The sequence below is a fragment of the Planomonospora sp. ID82291 genome, assembly GCF_015711645.1.
Lineage (GTDB): Bacteria > Actinomycetota > Actinomycetes > Streptosporangiales > Streptosporangiaceae > Planomonospora.
Genome location: NZ_JABTEX010000001.1, coordinates 2,034,240 through 2,052,310, shown reverse-complemented (window position 1 = coordinate 2,052,310; position 18,071 = coordinate 2,034,240). Strand labels below are relative to the sequence as shown.

At 71.3% G+C, this 18,071-nt stretch carries 18 protein-coding genes; 9 read left to right on the top strand and 9 right to left on the bottom strand.

Annotation, left to right across the window (positions count from 1 at the left end):
• Positions 1-35 precede the first annotated feature (35 nt).
• The 5 genes from HS045_RS09140 to trxA all read left to right on the top strand — a co-directional run bounded on the left by HS045_RS09140 (position 36) and on the right by trxA (position 4,724).
• A complete protein-coding gene (locus HS045_RS09140; protein ID WP_196450661.1) occupies positions 36-1,568 on the top strand; it encodes a protein kinase family protein in 1,533 nt (510 codons plus the stop codon).
• 161 nt (positions 1,569-1,729) lie between these two features.
• Complete coding sequence (gene sigM / locus HS045_RS09135) at positions 1,730-2,350, top strand: RNA polymerase sigma factor SigM (protein WP_196450660.1); 621 nt, start codon at positions 1,730-1,732, stop codon at positions 2,348-2,350.
• Positions 2,340-3,257, top strand: a complete 918-nt coding sequence (locus tag HS045_RS09130; protein WP_196450659.1) for an anti-sigma factor — start codon at positions 2,340-2,342, stop codon at positions 3,255-3,257. The genes sigM and HS045_RS09130 overlap by 11 nt, the downstream gene beginning before the upstream one ends.
• 125 nt (positions 3,258-3,382) lie before the next feature.
• Positions 3,383-4,318 carry a thioredoxin-disulfide reductase gene (trxB, locus tag HS045_RS09125; RefSeq protein WP_196450658.1) on the top strand — a complete coding sequence of 312 codons (936 nt, stop codon included), beginning with the start codon at positions 3,383-3,385 and terminating at the stop codon, positions 4,316-4,318.
• 82 nt (positions 4,319-4,400) lie between these two features.
• The gene (trxA, locus tag HS045_RS09120) at positions 4,401-4,724 is read left to right on the top strand and encodes a thioredoxin (protein ID WP_196450657.1); all 324 of its coding nucleotides are present in this window, start codon (positions 4,401-4,403) and stop codon (positions 4,722-4,724) included.
• Positions 4,725-4,910: 186 nt separating this feature from the next.
• Here trxA and HS045_RS09115 read toward each other — a convergent pair whose 3' ends face one another.
• Positions 4,911-5,531, bottom strand: coding sequence for a GNAT family N-acetyltransferase (locus HS045_RS09115; protein ID WP_196450656.1), 621 nt, complete (start codon positions 5,529-5,531; stop codon positions 4,911-4,913).
• A gap of 213 nt (positions 5,532-5,744) precedes the next feature.
• Between HS045_RS09115 and HS045_RS09110 the strand changes: the two genes are divergently transcribed.
• The 4 genes from HS045_RS09110 to HS045_RS09095 all read left to right on the top strand — a co-directional run bounded on the left by HS045_RS09110 (position 5,745) and on the right by HS045_RS09095 (position 11,341).
• Positions 5,745-7,070 (top strand): PLP-dependent aminotransferase family protein, encoded by a 1,326-nt coding sequence (locus HS045_RS09110; protein WP_196450655.1) that lies wholly within the window; start codon positions 5,745-5,747, stop codon positions 7,068-7,070.
• A gap of 233 nt (positions 7,071-7,303) precedes the next feature.
• A complete protein-coding gene (locus tag HS045_RS09105) occupies positions 7,304-8,260 on the top strand; it encodes a D-alanine--D-alanine ligase (RefSeq protein WP_196450654.1) in 957 nt (318 codons plus the stop codon).
• A gap of 97 nt (positions 8,261-8,357) precedes the next feature.
• A complete protein-coding gene (locus tag HS045_RS09100; protein ID WP_196450653.1) occupies positions 8,358-9,410 on the top strand; it encodes a low specificity L-threonine aldolase in 1,053 nt (350 codons plus the stop codon).
• A gap of 638 nt (positions 9,411-10,048) precedes the next feature.
• Complete coding sequence (locus HS045_RS09095; RefSeq protein WP_230883500.1) at positions 10,049-11,341, top strand: WD40 repeat domain-containing protein; 1,293 nt, start codon at positions 10,049-10,051, stop codon at positions 11,339-11,341.
• Between the two features lie 648 nt (positions 11,342-11,989).
• On the opposite strand, the gene HS045_RS09090 is transcribed toward HS045_RS09095, so the two are convergent.
• From HS045_RS09090 to rpmH, 8 genes are all read right to left on the bottom strand, one after another.
• Positions 11,990-12,979 carry a ParB/RepB/Spo0J family partition protein gene (locus HS045_RS09090; RefSeq protein WP_196450651.1) on the bottom strand — a complete coding sequence of 330 codons (990 nt, stop codon included), beginning with the start codon at positions 12,977-12,979 and terminating at the stop codon, positions 11,990-11,992.
• 73 nt (positions 12,980-13,052) lie between these two features.
• Positions 13,053-13,919, bottom strand: a complete 867-nt coding sequence (locus tag HS045_RS09085) for a ParA family protein (protein ID WP_374191366.1) — start codon at positions 13,917-13,919, stop codon at positions 13,053-13,055.
• A gap of 293 nt (positions 13,920-14,212) precedes the next feature.
• Positions 14,213-14,923, bottom strand: a complete 711-nt coding sequence (gene rsmG / locus HS045_RS09080; protein ID WP_196450650.1) for a 16S rRNA (guanine(527)-N(7))-methyltransferase RsmG — start codon at positions 14,921-14,923, stop codon at positions 14,213-14,215.
• A 188-nt stretch (positions 14,924-15,111) separates the two neighbouring features.
• The gene (locus tag HS045_RS09075; RefSeq protein WP_374191365.1) at positions 15,112-15,612 is read right to left on the bottom strand and encodes a protein jag; all 501 of its coding nucleotides are present in this window, start codon (positions 15,610-15,612) and stop codon (positions 15,112-15,114) included.
• 76 nt (positions 15,613-15,688) lie between these two features.
• Positions 15,689-16,636, bottom strand: coding sequence for a membrane protein insertase YidC (yidC, locus tag HS045_RS09070; RefSeq protein ID WP_196450649.1), 948 nt, complete (start codon positions 16,634-16,636; stop codon positions 15,689-15,691).
• 4 nt (positions 16,637-16,640) lie between these two features.
• Positions 16,641-16,919 carry a membrane protein insertion efficiency factor YidD gene (gene yidD, locus HS045_RS09065; protein WP_084008698.1) on the bottom strand — a complete coding sequence of 93 codons (279 nt, stop codon included), beginning with the start codon at positions 16,917-16,919 and terminating at the stop codon, positions 16,641-16,643.
• Between the two features lie 2 nt (positions 16,920-16,921).
• Positions 16,922-17,302 (bottom strand): ribonuclease P protein component, encoded by a 381-nt coding sequence (gene rnpA, locus HS045_RS09060; RefSeq protein WP_196450648.1) that lies wholly within the window; start codon positions 17,300-17,302, stop codon positions 16,922-16,924.
• Between the two features lie 114 nt (positions 17,303-17,416).
• Positions 17,417-17,554 carry a 50S ribosomal protein L34 gene (gene rpmH / locus HS045_RS09055; protein ID WP_010849920.1) on the bottom strand — a complete coding sequence of 46 codons (138 nt, stop codon included), beginning with the start codon at positions 17,552-17,554 and terminating at the stop codon, positions 17,417-17,419.
• Positions 17,555-18,071 lie beyond the last annotated feature (517 nt).

Sequence of the window (18,071 nt, the reverse complement as noted above, 5' to 3'; positions counted from 1 at the left end):
CGCGACGCTGACGCGTTCCCAGTTTCGGAGAGTTCATGAGCACCTCCTCGGCGATCGAGCCCGGCACGAAGCTGGCCGAACGGTTCCGGCTCGAAGACCGCGTCCAGGAGTCCAACGGGGCCACGCTCTGGAAGGCGATCGACGAGGTGCTCGCCCGGCCCGTCGCCGTCCACACCTTCGATCCCGACTTCCCGCGCCTCAACGAGGTCATCTCGGCCGCCCGCACGGCCAGCCGCCTCACCGACCCGCGGCTGACCCAGGTCTTCGACGCCACCGAGGACGACGGCTGCTCCTACGTCGTCAGCGAGTGGGTGACGGGGGAGAACCTCGCCGACCTCGTCGCCGCCGGGCCGATGGAGCCCGAGCGCGCCGCCGCGCTGGTCGCGGAGGTCGCCGAGGCGCTGGCCCACGCCCACGAGGCCGGGGTCCCCCACCTCTGCCTGACCCCCGAGCACCTGGTGTGGACGGCGGGCGGCACGGTCAAGCTGCTCGGTCTCGGGGTCGACGCGGTCCTCGCCGACGTGGTGCACGACAACATGCGGGTCGAGGACGCCGCCCGCGGTGACGCCGAGGGCCTCGGCCGCCTGCTGTACGCCGGGCTGACCGGCCACTGGCCGGGCGAGGACGCCCCCGGCGGGCTGCCCGTCGCCCCGACGGACAACGGGAACTACTGCACGCCGCGCCAGGTCACCGCCGGCGTGCCCGGCTACCTCGACACCATCGTCTGCCGGGCGCTGCTGCCGGAGAGCAAGCGCGGCCAGATCCCGTTGACGAGCCCCGCGGAGGTCGCCGAGGCGCTCAGCTCGGTGCCGCGGCCCGCCCCCATGCCCATGCCCACGCCGCCGCCAGCCCCCCCGGTGGAGGTCTCCCGCTCCGAGGGTCTGGACACCGCCGCGCCCCCGCAGCGCCACGTCCCGCCTCCGCCGTACCGGCCGGTCCACCAGCCGCCCCCCTCCGGAGGCGGCGGGGCGCTCGGCAAGGTGGCCGTGGGGGTGGTCGTCCTGCTGGTCATGGCCGCGGTCGGCCTGGGCGCCTGGACGCTCGGCCGGAGCATCGGCAAGGCGGGCGACGCCCCGCAGGCCGGCGGCGGCTCCTCGCCCACGCCCACGGCGGGGACCGTCTCCACCCGCGAGGTGAAGTCCCCCGCGGTCGAGCTCTTCGACCCCATGGGCGACGGCGCGGAGCAGAACCAGCGCCTCCGCGACGCGGTCGACGGCAAGCCCTCCACCGACTGGCACTCGCACACCTACAACTCCTCCGACTTCGGCCGGCTGAAGGAGGGCGTCGGCATCCTGCTCGACCTGAAGGAGAGCGTGCCGGTCAAGGAGGTCACCGCCGACTTCGGGCCCGTCTCGGGCGGCACGGTGGAGCTGCGGGTGGGGGACTCCAGGAGTCTGAAGGACCTCAGCGTGGTGGACAAGGCATCCGATCTCGGAGGCAAGGAGACGTTCACCGTCAAGTCCCCGAAGCCGGGCCGGTACGTCGTGCTCTGGTTCACCAAGGTGCCCAACTACCAGGGGGGGTTCCGCGCGCAGGTGAACGAGGTGGAGGTCCGCGCGGTCAAGTGACCGGTGGATGCGGCGAGGCGAAAGCGGTGCGATTTGATCTGTTTTACCGCTCTTCTTGCCGATCATGAGAGATTTCGTGGCACCATCTACTCCGTAGAGGTGTTCTCCCGGATCGGCATAGCAGGACTTTCCTTGTGAATTCCCCACCCGATACCCCGCCGATGGCGGATCAGCAGGAGGCGCGGGCGGCCACGTCCGACGCCGATCTGCTGACCCGGCACATCGCCGGGGATCCGCACGCTTTCAGTGAGCTGGTCAAGCGCCACCGCGACCGCATGTGGGCGGTCGCCCTGCGCACGCTGGGCGATCCCGACGAGGCGGCCGACGCCGTGCAGGACGCGTTCGTCTCCGCCTACCGCAAGGCGGGCAGCTTCCGCGGCGAGGCGGCCGTCACCACGTGGCTGCACCGCATCGTGGTGAACGCCTGCCTGGACCGCATGCGCCGCAAGTCCGTCCGGCCCGTCGCCGACGACGAGCTGATCGAGGCCGCCGAGCGCGAGAGCCCGGTGCCCGACCGGACGGCCGAGCGCGAGGTCTCCATGGAGGTCTCGTCGGCGCTCAAGCTGCTCCCCGCCGACCAGCGGGCGGCCCTGGTGCTCGTCGACATGATGGGCTACTCGGTCGAGGACGCGGCCCAGGTCCTGCAGGTGCCGAGCGGTACCGTGAAGAGCCGGTGCGCACGTGGTCGCGCGAAACTTGTCCCCATTCTTTCGCATCTGCGGAACCGATCCGACCTGTCTCGCGTCTCATCGGCGAAGGGAGCAGAACTTCGTGACGGGTGATACGCACTACGACCTGGAGGTCCTGGCCGAACTGGCCGAGGGCCTCCTCGACGCCGCCACGGCCATGCGGGTCCGCGAGCATCTCGCGATCTGCGATCCCTGTGGTGAGAGCCTCGCCGACCTCGCAGCGGTCCGTGAGCTTCTGGCGGCGACGCCCACCCCGGCGATGCCGATGGGGGTCGCGCTCCGCATCGACCGGGCGCTGGCCGCCGAGGCCGAGAACTTCCGTGGAGGTGGAATCGGGCTGGTGGAGGCACCGGCCTGGGACGACATGATGCGCGACGCGCCCTGGGAGGCCGCACCTCCCCCGGCGCCGGAGCCCGCGCTCACCGCACCGGAGCCGGAGCCCGAGCGTGAGATCCAGCCCGAGCCGGTGCCGGTGCCGGTGCTGGGGGTCGTCGGCGACGACGGCACCGTCATCCCGGTGACCCCGGCCCGGCGGCGCAGGACCGCCGGACGGCGCCGCTGGGCGTCGGTCGCCGCGGTGGCGGGCGTGGCGGCGGCGGTCGCCGGAGCGACCGTGATGGCGACCGGCATGCTCTCGGCGGCCGGGCCGGAGCAGCAGCCGCTGATCGCGCAGCCCCTGCCGACCGTGGCTCCGAAGTACCAGCTGACCGACAGCAACTGGAACTACACCGACAAGGAGCTCCGCGGCTCGCTGATGGAGTACATCAGCCCGGCGCCCGTCCTGGGCACCGCGGACACCTCCGAGCTGACCCGCTGCGTGCGGCAGGTCTCCGCGAAGGTCGGCAAGCAGCCGTTCGCCGTCGACCGGGGCTTCTACAACGGGCAGGAGGCCAACATCATCCTGTTCTGGCACGACCAGCCCAGGAACCGCGTGCGGGTGCACGTGGTCGGCCCGTCCTGCGAGACCGTGCGCAAGCCCGCGCTCGCGAACTGGCGGTAGCCCCGCCCGGACCGTTCAGGAGCCCGGCACGGACCCGTCCGTGCCGGGCTCCGGCGTCACGGGGAATCATCGACGCCTAGGATCTGTTGACGCGACTGGCAACAGCAGAGGGAGAGGCGCAACGCGTGATGGACGTCCGCAATGTGATCATCATCGGATCGGGTCCCGCCGGTTACACATCGGCGGTGTACTCCGCACGCGCCGACCTCAACCCCCTGGTGTTCGAGGGGTCGGTCACCGCGGGCGGCGCGCTGATGAACACCACCGAGGTGGAGAACTTCCCCGGGTTCCCCGACGGCATCATGGGCCCCGACCTGATGGACGGCCTGCGCAAGCAGGCCGAGCGGTTCGGCGCCGAGCTCGTCGCGGACGACGTGGTCGAGGTCGATCTGACCGTCACCCCCAAGGTCGTCAAGACCGCCACCGGCACCTTCCACGCCAAGACCGTCATCCTGGCCACCGGCTCGGGCTACCGCGAGCTGGGCGTGCCCAACGAGAAGCGGCTCTCCGGCCGGGGCGTCTCCTGGTGCGCCACCTGCGACGGCTTCTTCTTCCGCGGCCAGGACATCGTGGTCGTCGGCGGTGGCGACACCGCCATGGAGGAGGCCACCTTCCTCACCCGGTTCGCCGCCTCGGTGACCGTCGTGCACCGCCGGAACGAGCTGCGCGCCAGCAAGATCATGCAGGAGCGCGCGTTCGCCAACGACAAGATCCGTTTCGTCTGGGACAGCGAGGTCGTCGACGTCCTCGGCGAGGAGAAGGTCTCCGGCGTACGGCTGCGCAACCTCAAGACCGGCGAGGAGAGCGAACTCGCCGTCACCGGCCTGTTCGTCGCGATCGGCCACGACCCGCGCACCGAGCTGGTCAAGGGCCAGGTGGACCTCGACGACGAGGGCTACGTCAAGGTCGACTCCCCCTCGACCCGCACCAACCTCGACGGCGTCTTCGCCGCCGGCGACGTGGTCGACCACACCTACCGCCAGGCGATCACCGCCGCGGGCACCGGCTGCGCCGCGTCGCTGGACGCCGAGCGCTGGCTGGCCGAGCACGGCGAGCAGTGACCACCAGAACCGACAGCGAACCGACAGCCGGTCGGCTGCCGGTCGGCAGGGACGCAAGACCCGGACCATCAGGGAGCAAACAGTGGGCGCCATCAAGAACGTGACCGAGGCCAGCTTCGAGGCCGACGTGCTCAAGAGCGACAAGCCCGTCCTCGTCGACTTCTGGGCCGAGTGGTGCGGCCCGTGCCGCCAGGTCGCGCCGATCCTGGAGGAGATCGCCGGAGAGCAGGGCGAGAAGCTGACCATCGTCAAGCTCAACGTCGACGAGAATCAGGCGATCGCCCAGAAGTACGGCGTACTCCAGATCCCGACGATGAACGTCTATAAGAACGGAGAGGTCGTGAAGCAGATCATCGGCGCCAAGCCGAAGGCCATGCTGCTCCGCGAGCTCGAGGGCATCATCTAGGCGGCCTCCGGACCCCTGGAACGCCCCCTGCGGCCGGTCGCTCCCCACGGCGACGCCGGGCCGTACCACCCGCTTCCGAGCGGCACACCCACCCAAGTGAGAGCCCCCTCCCCCCGAGGGGGCTCTCGCGCGTCCGGAGGCGCCGCGTCGGATCTCCGGGCCTTCCGGGCGGGGGTTCAGCTCATCTCAGACGGGCCGCAGGGCCCGCTCCGGGCTCATCGACCCCAGGAGCCGCTCCAGTGCCACCTCGACGTCCTCGCGCCACGAGACGGCGGTCTTGAGCTCCAGGCGGAGCCGGGGGAAGCGCAGGTGCGGCCGGACCGTCTTGAAGCCGACCGCCAGCAGGTAGTCGGCGGGCATGACGCACGCCCCCGGCTGCTCCCACTTCAGGTCCCCGAACGCCTCGATCGCCCGCACCCCGCGCCGGGTCAGGTCCTTGGCCACGCCCTGGACCAGCATCCGGCCCAGACCGCCGCCGGAGAACTCCGGGACGATGTGCGCGGTCATGAGCAGCACGGCGTCGGCGCTGACCGGCGAGGTGGGGAAGGCCGCCGAGCGCGGCACGTAGAGCGGGGGCGCGTAGAGCACGAAGCCGGCCGCGGCGCCGTCCACATAGGCGATCTTCCCGCAGCCGCCCCACTCCAGCAGGGTGGAGGAGATCCACGCCTCCTTCTCCAGCCCCGGGTCGCCGGCCTCCAGGGCCCGGTCTCCGCTGACCGGATCGAGCTCCCAGAAGATGCACCGGCGGCAGCGGCGCGGCAGGTCGTCGAGGTTGTCGAGAGTGACGTTCACCAACCGACGCGACACCTGTTGGCCCCAATCGCGTGCGAGACGAGTGCCCAGGCCTTCCTGGCCACGGTGGGAAAACCCGCGAAAACCGCTTCCCCAGCTGGCATCGTAGCCCAGCGGAGGTCATCGTTTCAGGGCTCCGATCCCCCACGGGGGGTACAGGGACCGCTGACGTACCCTGGTTTATCTAACTTGAGCACGTTGTGCTCCCCTACGACGAGGAGGTGGACCGTGCCCCAGGATTCGGATCACGGTCGGACCGTCGCGGCCCACGGGTCGCGCATCGATGCCTACGTCGACCGGTACGCCGCACGGGCTACCGGGATGGTCGCCTCCGAGGTCCGAGCTCTCTTCGCCGTCGCGTCGAGGCCCGAGGTGGTCTCGCTGGCCGGCGGCATGCCGTACGTCACCGCCCTCCCCCTGGACGTCGTGGGAGAGCTCGTCGCCGACCTCGTGGCCCGCCGCGGCCCGGTCGCGCTCCAGTACGGCTCCGGCCAGGGCGACCCGCACCTGCGCGAGCAGATCTGCGACGTCATGCGCCTGGAGGGGATCGAGGGGCACGCCGACGACGTCGTGGTGACCGTCGGCTCACAGCAGGCCCTCGACCTCATCACCCGCATCTTCATCGACCCCGGCGACGTCATCCTCGCCGAGGGGCCCTCCTACGTGGGGGCGCTGGGCACCTTCGCCGCCTACCAGGCGAAGGTCGTGCACCTGGCGATGGACGACGAGGGCCTCATCCCCGAGTCGCTGGCGCAGACCGTCTACGCGCTGCAGACCGCGGGCAGCCGCATCAAGTTCCTCTACACGATCCCCACCTTCCAGAACCCGGCGGGGGTGACGCTCAACGCCGCGCGCCGGGCGCAGGTGCTGGACATCTGCCAGCGGGCGGGCGTGCTCATCGTCGAGGACAATCCGTACGGCCTGCTCGGCTTCGACGGCGAGCCCATGCGGGCGCTGCGCGCCGACAACCCCGACGGGGTGGTCTACCTGGGCTCGTTCTCCAAGACGCTGGCGCCCGGCTTCCGGGTGGGCTGGGCGCTCGCCCCGCACGCCATCCGCGACAAACTGGTGCTGGCGATGGAGTCGGCCGTGCTGTCGCACTCCGCCTTCACCCAGCTCGCCGTGGGCGAGTACCTCGCCACCCAGCCCTGGCGCGAGCAGATCAAGACCTTCCGGGAGCTCTACCGCGAGCGCCGGGACACCATGCTCTCCTCGCTGGAGTCCCTGATGCCCGCCGAGTGCTCCTGGACGCGGCCGGGCGGCGGGTTCTTCGTCTGGGCCACCCTCCCCGAAGGGCTGGACTCCAAGGCGCTGCTGCCCCGGGCGGTCGCCGAGCGGGTGGCGTTCGTCCCGGGCACCGGGTTCTTCGCCGACGGGAGCGGCGCCCGGCACATGCGGCTGTCCTACTGCTACCCGGAGCCCGAGCGCATCCACGAGGGCGTGCGCCGGCTGGCCGGGGTGATCGAGCAGGAACTGCAGCTGCGCGACACGTTCGGCGGCGGCGCCTTCCCCGACCACGTCGGGGTGGACACCCCGGGACCCGACCTCGCGTGACCCGGGGCCGCCGCCCTCTTCCCCGGGGGCGGCGGCCCCTCGCGGAGCCGGTTCCCCCGTGGCGGGCCACCGCGTGGGACCGCCTCCGGGGCGGTGCCGTACGGTGACTTCCGACGCGGTCGTCCGGTGATCGGTCCGGAGCCCGGCCCTGCGACCGGCCCGACGGCCGGCCCGGCGACCGAGAAGAGCGTTTCGACGGGCCCGGTCGCGGGCCTTAAGGAGAAGGTGTTCGGATGAGTGATCTCGGCCATGTGCTCGTCCTGGCAGGCGGGCTGTCCTACGAGCGGGAGGTCTCGCTGCGCTCGGGGCGCCGGGTGAGCGAGGTACTGCGTGCGGCGGGCGTCTCCGTCGAGACGCGCGACATCGACGCGTCCCTCGTCCCCCGGGTGCTGGCCGACCCGCCCAGCGCCGTCTTCGTGACGCTGCACGGCGGGGCCGGTGAGGACGGCGCCATCCGCTCGGTGCTGGAACTGCTCTCCGTCCCCTACGTGGGCGCCAGGTCCGAGGCGTGCCGGGTCGCCTTCGACAAGCCCACCGCCAAGACGGTCGTCCGCTCCGCCGGCGTGCGCACCCCCCGGTCGGTGACGCTCCCCAAGGAGACGTTCCACGACCTGGGCGCCTCCGCCGTGCTGGCCCGGATCGTCGAACGCCTCGGACTCCCGCTGTTCGTCAAGCCGTCCCGGGGCGGATCCGCCCTCGGCTCCTCGGTCGTGCGCACGGCCGAGGACCTGCCCTCCGCGATGGTGGGCTGCTTCGCCTACGGGGACACCGCCCTGATCGAGCGCTGCGTCGAGGGCGTCGAGGTGGCCGTCTCCGTGGTGGACCTCGGTGAGGGCCCCGTCGCCCTGCCGCCGGTGGAGATCGTCCCCGACGACGGCGTCTACGACTACGCGGCCCGTTACACTGCGGGCCGTACGGAGTTCTTCGCGCCGGCCCGCCTGTCCCCCGAACTGGCGACCGCCTGCGCCGAGATGGCCGTGACCGCGCACACCGCGCTGGGCCTGCGCGACATCTCCCGGACCGACCTGATCGTCGACGGAGACGGCCTGCCGCACTTCCTGGAGGTCAACGTCGCCCCCGGCATGACCGAGACCTCGCTCTTCCCCATGGCCGTCGAGGCCGCCGACGACGACCTCGGCTCCCTCTGCCGCTCGCTGCTGGAGCAGGCCGCCGCCCGCGGCGCGGCCTGAGTTCCGCGCCTCCCCGCCCCTCGCTCCGGCCCCCGCCTCCGGGCGGACCGGAGCACCGCCTGATCGGCGGGGAGCGCGGCTCCCCTACGCTGGCCCTGTGCTGACCTCCACTCTCTTTCCGAAGAGCTTCGCCAGCGACAACCACGCGGGCGTGCATCCCGCGGTGCTCGCGGCCATCGCGGAAGCCAACGCCGGAGACGCTCCCGCCTACGGCGCCGATCCCTGGACCCAGGCGATGGAAGACGCCTTCCGGAGCCGGTTCGGCACGCACGCGCGGGCGTACGCGATGTTCAACGGCACCGGAGCCAACGTCGTGGGGCTCGGCCTGGTGCTGCGCCCCTACGACTCCGTGCTCTGCCCGGCCACCGCGCACATCAACACCCACGAGTGCGGCGCCGCCGAGCGGGTCCTCGGCGCCAAGCTCATCCCCCTCCCGACGGACGACGGCAAGATCACCGTGGACGACGTCCGGGAGCACCTGTCCGTCGTCGGCAACACCCAGTACGCCCAGCCGCGCGTCATCTCCGTCTCCCAGGTGACCGAGTGCGGCACGGTCTACACCGCCGCGGAGCTCGCGGAGCTCGCGGAGTTCGCGCACGCCCACGGCCTCTTCCTGCACCTGGACGGCTCCCGCCTGGCCAACGCCGCGGCCGAGCTCGGCTGCCCGATGCGCGCCCTCACCACCGACGTGGGAGTGGACCTGCTCAGCTTCGGGGGCACCAAGAACGGCGCCATGGGCGCCGAGGCCCTCGTCGTCCTCCGTCCCGAGCTGGACGCGCCGACCCTGTTCCTCCGCAAGCAGGGGATGCAGCTCGCCTCGAAGATGCGCTTCGTCTCCGCCCAGTTGACCGCGCTGCTCACCGACGACCTCTGGCGGGAGAACGCCGCCCACGCCAACGCGATGGCCCATCGGCTCGCCGACGGCGTCGCCGACCTTCCCGGTGTCTCCTTCCGCTATCCCGTGCAGTCCAACGCCGTCTTCCCCGCGCTGCCGGAGAAGGCGATCGCCGAGCTCCAGCAGCGCTACCTCTTCCACACGTGGGACGCCTCGGAGAACGTGGTCCGCTGGATGACCGCCTTCGACACCACCCCCGAGCACGTCGACACCTTCGTCGCGGACATCCGCGCCGTCGTCCGGTCCGGCTCCTGAGGCGTCTCTCCCGCTCCTGAGGCGTCTCTCCCGGCTGTTTCACGTGAAACACCGGCCCTCTCCATCCGGTCTTCCGGGGAAGCCGCACGACTGCGGGCGGGTGTTTCACGTGAAACCTGACCGGCTCAGCGGGTGGTGTTTCACGTGAAACACGGCTTCTCGTCTGCCCGGAGAAGTCGTCTTCATGTCGCCTTCCCGTGCGGCGGTCGGGGCGGGTCGCGTGTTGCGTGGTGGTCGAGGAGTACGCACGCCGTTGGGTGGCCGGGGTGGGCGCGTACGTGGTGGTCGAGGAGTACGCGCGCCGTTGGGTGGTCGGGGTGGGGGTGCGCGGAGGCGGGCCGGTGGTCCTGCCGGCCGTCGCAGTCGGGCTCTGGTGGTTCCGGCCTCCGGCCGGGGTCGGGCGCGCGGGGTTCGGTGCTTTATACGCCGGCAGGACCACCGGCCCGCCTCCGCGCCTGTCTGGCCCGCCGTACTGATGCGGGCCGTAGCGTCTCGCTTTCCGGCCGCCCGGTGACCTCGCCGGCGCTGAAGCGATCCGTGCGGTCCGGTCCATGGTGCTCGCCGTGGCTGAAGCCCTCCTGGCGGAAAGGAGCGCAGGGCCGGGCACCGTAGCGTCATGATCGGTCGACGGGCCTGCGGTGCACTTGATCGGTTCGGGTACTCTGCCGGGCATGCCTGGTCAGTGGTCGTCCTCCGATCCGGAGGCAGCAGACGAGCTGCCGACCGATCTGCGTTTTCTCGTCACAGCAGCACCCGAGGAGGTCGAGGCGGTGCTGGAACCGGCCGTCGGCGCACGGGCGCATCTGGCGGCGGTGTACCGCACCTCTGCCGACTTCCATCGCGGAGCATCCGACGCCGTCCGGCGGCAGGTGCTCGCACTGGACGCGGCACGGTTGGGTGACTCCGAGCTGGCCGCCCGGATCGTCGCGGCACGACTGGACGCTCATCCCGCCGCACAGTGGGGTCCGATCTGGGCCACCGGGTCCGGCTTGGCCGATGCGCTTCCGCATGCCCGTGCGAGCCACAGCGCCGAGGTACGCGCGGTTGCTGTGACGGCGGACGGCCGGTACCTCGTCTCCGCCGACAGCGGGGGCGAGGTACAGCTGCATGATCTGGCGACCGGGCAGCGAATCGGCGGACCCGTCCATGACGGCGGTGGCGTCGGCCAGGTGGCCGTGGTGGTCATCGATGACCGCCCGCTGGTGATCACCGGTAGCGGTGAGGAGGGAACCGTGCGGATGTGGGATCCCGTCACCGGCCGGCGAACCGGTGAGGTGCTCACCGACGCGGGATACGCCCCCGCTCTGGCCACCGCGACACTCGACGGCCGCCCGGTGGTGATCGCCGGCTGCCTGGACGACACGGTGCGGCTGTGGGATCCGACCACCGGACAGGCGCTCGGGTCCCCGCTCGTCGAGGAGTGCCGTCTGCTGTCGGCGGCTGCGGCGTCGTTCCATGATCGGACGGTGGCCGTCACCGTGACCGACCCTGACGGGGACAACGACTACGGGACGGTGCACGTCTGGGAGGCGGGCACCGGGCGACGGATCGGGGTGCCGTTCGGTGATGGGTGCGAGGTGTCCTTGGCCGCGGTGGCGTCGGTCGGGGAGCGTCTGGTGGTCGTCACCAAGGGTTGGGACCACACGGTGCGCATCTGGGATCCGCTGACCGGCCGGCAGACCGGCGCACCGGTGGCCGACGACGTCAGGGCCCATGCGCTGGTCACCTCCACCGTGCATGGGAGGGCCGTCGCCGCCTGCGGAGAATGGTGGGACGGGCACGGGAGAGTACGGGTGTGGGATCTGGAGACCGGTCGGCAGACGGGCCCGGCGCTGGTGTTCCCGGCGCGGATCGCGACTCTGGCCGCCACGGTGTCAGGCTCCCTGGCGGTCGGTTTCGGTTCCGACATCGCAGTCCTGGATCCGCGCTGAGGCCACGACCCCTGGCAGCGGGGTGCCAACGGGAGCACCAACCGGCTGCTGCGCCGGTACCCGGTCGAGAACGCCGATCTGCGCGCCTTCACGCAGGCCGGCCTGGATGCCGTATGACACCCTGCGGTGCCCGGCCCTGCGCTCCTTTCCGCCAGGATGGCTTCAGCCACGGCGAGCACCATGGACCGGACCGCACGGATCGCTTCAGCGCCGGCGAGGCCGCCGGGCGGCCGGAAAGCGAGACGCTACGGCCCGCATCAGTACGGCGGGCCAGACAGGCGCGGAGGCGGGCCGGTGGTCCTGCCGGCGTATAAAGCACCGAACCCCGCGCGCCCGACCCCGGCCGGAGGCCGGAACCACCAGAGCCCGACTGCGACGGCCGGCAGGACCACCGGCCCGCCTCCGCGCACCCCCACCCCGACCACCCAACGGCGTGCGTACTCCTTAACCACCACGTACGCGCCCACCCCGACCACCCAACGGCGCGCGTACCCCTCCAACCACCACGTACGCGCCACCCCGGCCACCACGCGACCCGCCCCCGGACACCGCACGGCCACCGCACAAGGAACCGCCCCCGACATGAGAACGGCCGTCGTGTTTCACGTGAAACACGACGGCCGCGCATGCAGCCTCAGCGGAGAACCACTACTCCTCCGGCGGTTCCACCGGCCCCGGAGCCATCGTCGCGATGATGCGCTCCAGGTCGTCGATGGTCGCGAACTCCACCACGATGCGTCCCTTGCGACGGCCGAAGTCCACCTTCACCCGGGTCTCGAAGTGGTCCGAGAGCCGGTCCGCCAGGCGGCGAAGGGACGGATCCTCCTCCGGCTTGGCGCGCGGAGCACGGGATTCCGGAGCGGGGGCCGCCGAGGCGTCGCCCATCGCCACGATCTCCTCGACCGCGCGGACCGACAGCAGCTCGGCCACGATCCGGTCGGCGAGGCGTTCCTGCGCGGCGGGGTCGTCCAGACTCAGCAGCGCTCGCGCATGCCCGGCGCTGAGCACGCCCGCCGCCACCCGGTTCTGGACGCGGGGCGGGAGGTTGAGGAGCCGGATGGTGTTCGTCACGTGCGAGCGGGAGCGACCGATGCGGGCAGCGAGCTGCTCGTGGGTGGCGCCGAAGTCGTCCAGGAGCTGGCGGTAGGCCGCCGCCTCCTCCAGGGCGTTGAGCTGCTCGCGCTGGAGGTTCTCGATCAGAGCGTCCAGGAGGAGCTTGTCCTCCTGGGTCTCCCGCACGATCGCCGGGATCAGCTCCAGTCCGGCCATCGTGGAGGCCCGCCAACGGCGCTCCCCCATGATGAGCTCGTACCGGTCGTCCTCGACCCGCCGGACCACGACGGGCTGGAGCAGGCCGACCTCTCTGATCGAGGCGGCCAGGTTCTCCAGGGCGCCGCCGTCGAAGACCTCCCGGGGCTGCCGGGGGTTCGGCGCGATGGCCTCGACCGGGATCTCCAGGAAGTAGGCGCCCACGACCGGCTCGGGGCTCTGCTCCTGAGAGACCGGCTCCGCGGCCACCATGGTCGCGGTCGCGCCGGTCGCGCCGGTCGCGCCGGATACGGCGGGCTTCGCGGGCGCGGGCGCCGTGGGGATCAGCGCCAGCAACCCTTTGCCCAGTCCTCTCGCCTGCTTGCTCACTGCCCCTCCCCAAGGCTCAAGGTCCCGCCCTCAGTAGTGTCCGCGACGGCACGGCCGAGGACCTCCCGGCCGCTCACACGGCCGCGCCGCGGTAAGCGATCTCACGGGCGGCGTCCATGTAGGCCATCGCACCGCTGGAGCCCGGGTCGTAGGTCATGACCGACTGTCCGTAACTGGGCGCCTCGGAGACGCGCACGCTCCGCGGGATCAGCGTGCTCAGCACCGTGTCGCCGAAGTGAGACCGTACCTCTTCCGCGACCTGCGAGGCGAGCCGGGTACGGCCGTCGTACATCGTCATGAGGATGGTGGACAGGTCGAGCGTGGGGTTCAGATGGGCGCGGACCAGTTCCACGTTCCGGAGCAGCTGGCCCAGGCCCTCCAGCGCGTAGTACTCGCACTGGATCGGGATCAGCAGCTCGTTCGCGGCCATCAGCGCGTTGACGGTCAGCAGACCGAGCGACGGCGGGCAGTCGATGAGGATGTAGTCGAACTCGATGACGTCGTAGGCCGCCAGCGCCCGCTGCAGCCGGGCCTCCCGGGCCACCATGGAGACCAGCTCGATCTCCGCGCCCGCGAGGTCGATGGTGGCGGGGGCGCAGTAGAGGCCGGGCATGTCCGGGACCTCCTTCACCACCTCGGCGAGCGGCATGTCCTCCACCAGGACCTTGTACATGTCCGGAACGTCACCGCGGTGCTCGATGGCCAGGGCCGTCGAGGCGTTGCCCTGCGGGTCGAGGTCCACCACCAGAACGCGCTGGCCGTGCATGGAGAGGGCCGCCGCCAGGTTGACCGAGGTGGTGGTCTTTCCCACCCCGCCCTTCTGGTTCGCGACGGTGAAGATCCGGGTCTTGGGCGGCCGGGGCCAGTCGCCGTCCCGGGTCGCCGAGGAGCTCCCGGAAGCGACCGCGGCCTGCTGGGGCGATGTTTCACGTGAAACCACTGAGCTGAGTGCCTCTCGTACCAGCGGCGAGTCGCCGGGATTAAGGGAGTTGGGGGTCACGGACGTCTTCCTTTCCACCGGCCGGGCCCCGGCGGGGGGAGCCGAGGCCGGCCATCCCAGGCCGGAAGGGCTGCCGAGCGGAGCGGAGAGGGGCCTCTCCGGCCAGCCGAGACCGTCCGCCGTGCCGGTGATCGCGCGTCCGCGGTCGCCCGGCGCGGAGGAGCCGGCGCTCGCACCGGGGGGCGTTCGACTCACCGGATCTCCTTGGCCTCGCACTCGCTTCTCCGGTCCGTCTACTGGCCTCGCGCCCGTTGGGGGCGCGGAGCGCGATCCTTTCGGCGAGAGGCCTGCCGGGCTCTCTCGGGGGCCCGGCCGGCGACCACCCGAATGAGCGTTGCATGCGGCTCGACCTTACCGTGCCCGACGGAGACGAGCTCGGCGGTCGGCACTCCGCTGGATCGCAATTGCGCCTCGGCCTCCGCGAGCTCCTCCGCGGCGCGCTCCCCCTTCATCGCGAGCAGCTCTCCGCCTTCGCGGAGCAGCGGCAGCGCCCAGGAGAGCAACCGGCCGAGCGGCGCCACCGCCCGCGCGGAGGCCACGTCGAACTCGCGCTTGCCGGCGAACTCCTCGGCCCGGCCGCGCAGCACCTCGACGTTCTCCAGCTTCAGCGAGTCGACGCACTCCTGGAGGAAGACCGTCCGGCGCAGGAGCGGTTCGAGGAGCGTGACCGAGACGTCGGGCCGGACGATGGCGAGCACCAGGCCGGGCAGTCCCGCACCGGAGCCGATGTCCACCAGCCGCACGTTCTGGGGGACGGCCTCGGCGACCACCGCGCAGTTGAGCAGGTGGCGATCCCAGATCCGGGGCACCTCGCGGGGACCGAGCAGCCCGCGCACCACTCCAGGACCGGCCAGCAGCTCCGCGAACGCCTCCGCTCGGGACCAGGCCTCGCCGGTGAACACCTCACGGGCCACCTCGGGCGGTTCGGGCAACTGGTCGCTCACTGGATGATCACTCTCTCCTCAGAATCAGCGGGCCACTCCCGGGGGGTGAGCCGTTGCCGACATGCGCTGTGCGACCCAACGTTAGCCGACGCCCGGAGGGATCCGCCGTGCCGATGAGAGGGACGAAAAAGGCCGCCGTCCCTGGCGTGCCAGGGACGGCGGCCGGTCGTCCGCCCGCCGGAGCGGGGTCACACGGGGAGGACCACCACGAAGCGGCGCGGCTCCTCGCCCTCGGACTCGCTGCGCAGGCCCGCGGCGGCCACGGCGTCGTGCACGATCTTGCGCTCGAACGGCGTCATCGGCTGGAGGGACTTCGGCTCGCCGGAGCGCTTGACGTCCCCGGCGACCTTGGTGCCGAGTTCGCGGAGCTCGGTCCGGCGGCGGTCGCGGTACCCGCCGATGTCGAGCATCAGGCGCGAGCGCTCCCCCGTCTGCCGGTGGACCGCCAGCCGGGTGAGCTCCTGGAGCGCCTCCAGGACCTCGCCGTTGGGACCCACCAGGTCGCCGCCCTTGACGTCCACGACGGAGACGACGGCACGGTCGCCCTCGACGTCCATGTCGATGTCACCGTCGATGTCGGCGATGTCGAGCAGCCCTTCGAGATAGTCGGCCGCGATCTCGCCCTCCTGCTCCAGGGCTGCGAGATCGGGAGCCGCCTTGGCCGCGGTCTCCTGCTGGGCCTCAGTCACGTCCAGCCACTCCTTCGTGCTGTCGGGATGGGTCGGGGAGCGCCGTGGATCCGGGGACCCACGCCATCCGCCGGGACTACTTCTTACCGCCCGTCCGCTTGCTGCGGGGCTGGCGGGTCGGCTGCTGGCGGGTGACCTTGGGGGCCGGCGGCGCGGGCGGGGCCTCGGGCTCGGGTGCGGTCTTGCGCACCTTGCTCAGCAGGCCCGGCTTCGGGGCGGGCGTCACCATGTTGCCCTTGGCGTCGAGCACCGGCATGGGGTGCCGGCTGTAGTACCAGTGCTGCTGGCCGAGCGTCCACAGGTTGGTGGTGACCCAGTAGAGGATCAGGCCGAGGGGGAAGTTCAGGGAGAAGATCGCGAACATCGGCGAGATGTACATCAGGATCTTCTGCTGCTGCGCCATGGGGTTGTCCGGCATCTGCGCCATCGAGCGGGTCACGCTCTGCCGGACGGTGAGGAACGTGGTCAGCGAGCTGATCGCCACGAAGACCGCGAGCACCACCTTGGCGACGACCGGGTCGGCGCCGAGGGCGGTGACCTCCTTGGCGTCCCAGAAGAAGGTGGCCGGGAGCGGGGCGCCGAAGATGTGCGCCGCCCGGGCGTCGTTCACCAGCTCCTGCGTCATGCCGAACTTCGGCTGGCCCGCCGCCATCGCCTGCAGCACGGTGAACATCGAGATGAAGATGGGGAACTGCGCCAGGATCGGCAGGCAGCCGCCGAGCGGGTTGGCTCCCGCTCCCTGGTACAGCGCCATGACCTCCTGGTTCATGCGCTGCTTGTCGTTCTTGTAGCGCTTGCGCAGCTCCTGGACCTTGGGCGCGAGCTCCTGCATCTTCTTCGACGAGCGCATCTGCTTGAGGAAGAGCGGGAAGATCAGCAGCCGCATCAGCACGGTCAGCGTGATGATGGTCAGCGCCCAGTTGAGCCCGTTGTCCTTCGGGATGAAGGTGCTGTAGCCCTGGTGAATCCAGGTGATGACTTGGGCGACGGCTGTGTACAGCCAGTTGAGCCAGGACAGCTCCACCGAGCTAGCTCCCTTGCGTTTCGTGGGACCGGACCGGGCGTGGGGGCACCGGGTCTAAACCTCCGGGATGGAATGGGTGGCAACGCCCGATTCTCCGGATCGTCAACCATGTGCCGCGCAACGCGCCGTGAACGGCGATCGCCTCGAGGCCGTAGGCGCTGCACGAGGGATGGAACCGGCAGCGGGGACCCAGCAGCGGGCTCACGAAGGCCCGGTAGAACCGGATCGGAGCCATCAGGGTCCGGGCGGCCGGGGAGGCCCCGGCGGTCTGCTGCGCCGTCATCGTCATCCCTCCAGGCGAGTCGTGGAGGACTCTCGCCGCCTGAGTAAACGATCGAGCGCGGCGTCGAGTTCGGCGGCTAGGCGCTCGCTCCGCGCGGACGCGGCCGGTGGATTGGCGCGTACAACCAGCAGGCTACCTCGCGGGAGACGGCCGAGCCGGTCGCGCATGAGGTGTCTCAGCCGGCGCTTGACCCGGTTGCGGACGACCGCGCCGCCGACGGCGCGGCTCACCACGAATCCCACCAGGGGCGGTTCGGCGGCCCGGCGGTCGGGGGCGCGCATGCCGAGATGCGCGACCAGCGTGGGACGGCCCGAGCGGCCGCCCTTCCTGACCGCGCTGTTGAACTCCTCGCCCCGGCGCATGCGGGAGCTGGACGGCAGCACGAGAGGACCTTCTCAACCCTGGGCAGGTACGGCTGTCGCCCGCCGGGCCTCACGGTCGGCGGGCGACAGGACGCTCACTGCCCGGCCCGGCGGACCGGGCACGGCGGACGCGCGTCAGGCGGAGAGCTCGGCGCGGCCCTTGCGACGGCGGGCGGCCAGGATCGCGCGACCGGCGCGGGTGCGCATGCGCAGCCGGAAGCCGTGGGTCTTCGCGCGACGGCGGTTGTTCGGCTGGAAAGTACGCTTGCTCACGAGTGGGCTCCAGGCTTGAGGCGCATCCCCAGCACATGGGGATGTTCGACATGGCTGGCCTGCCGGAAGCGGGGCATGCGAAATAGCCGCCGCATGGCAAGCCGACCGTCGTACGTTACGGGGCGGATGCGTCCCAGGTCAAACCGGGCGCCTTCGCCGACGCGGTTGTCCACAGCCTCACCGGCGTCCTTTCCACGGGTGTTTCTTTATCCACAGGATGTGCACCCAGCCCCCTCCGCACAGCCACTAGGCTGTGGACAACGTCTTGAACACCCTGTGGACACGGACTACTGTCGGCCCCTCCGGACCATCTTCCCGCTGGAGAACACGGCCTTGCCGTATGCGCGGGGTTGTGCACGGCTTGTGGATCCGCTGTGGATTCCATGTGGATTTCGAGACGGGACCACGACGGGCCGCACGGCCGCCGGCGTGTGGACGGCGTGTGGACAACGGGAGATCCGAGGCGCTCGGCGGCCATCGGTGTGGACGAAGAGCGGATTCGCGGTGAGCTCACGGG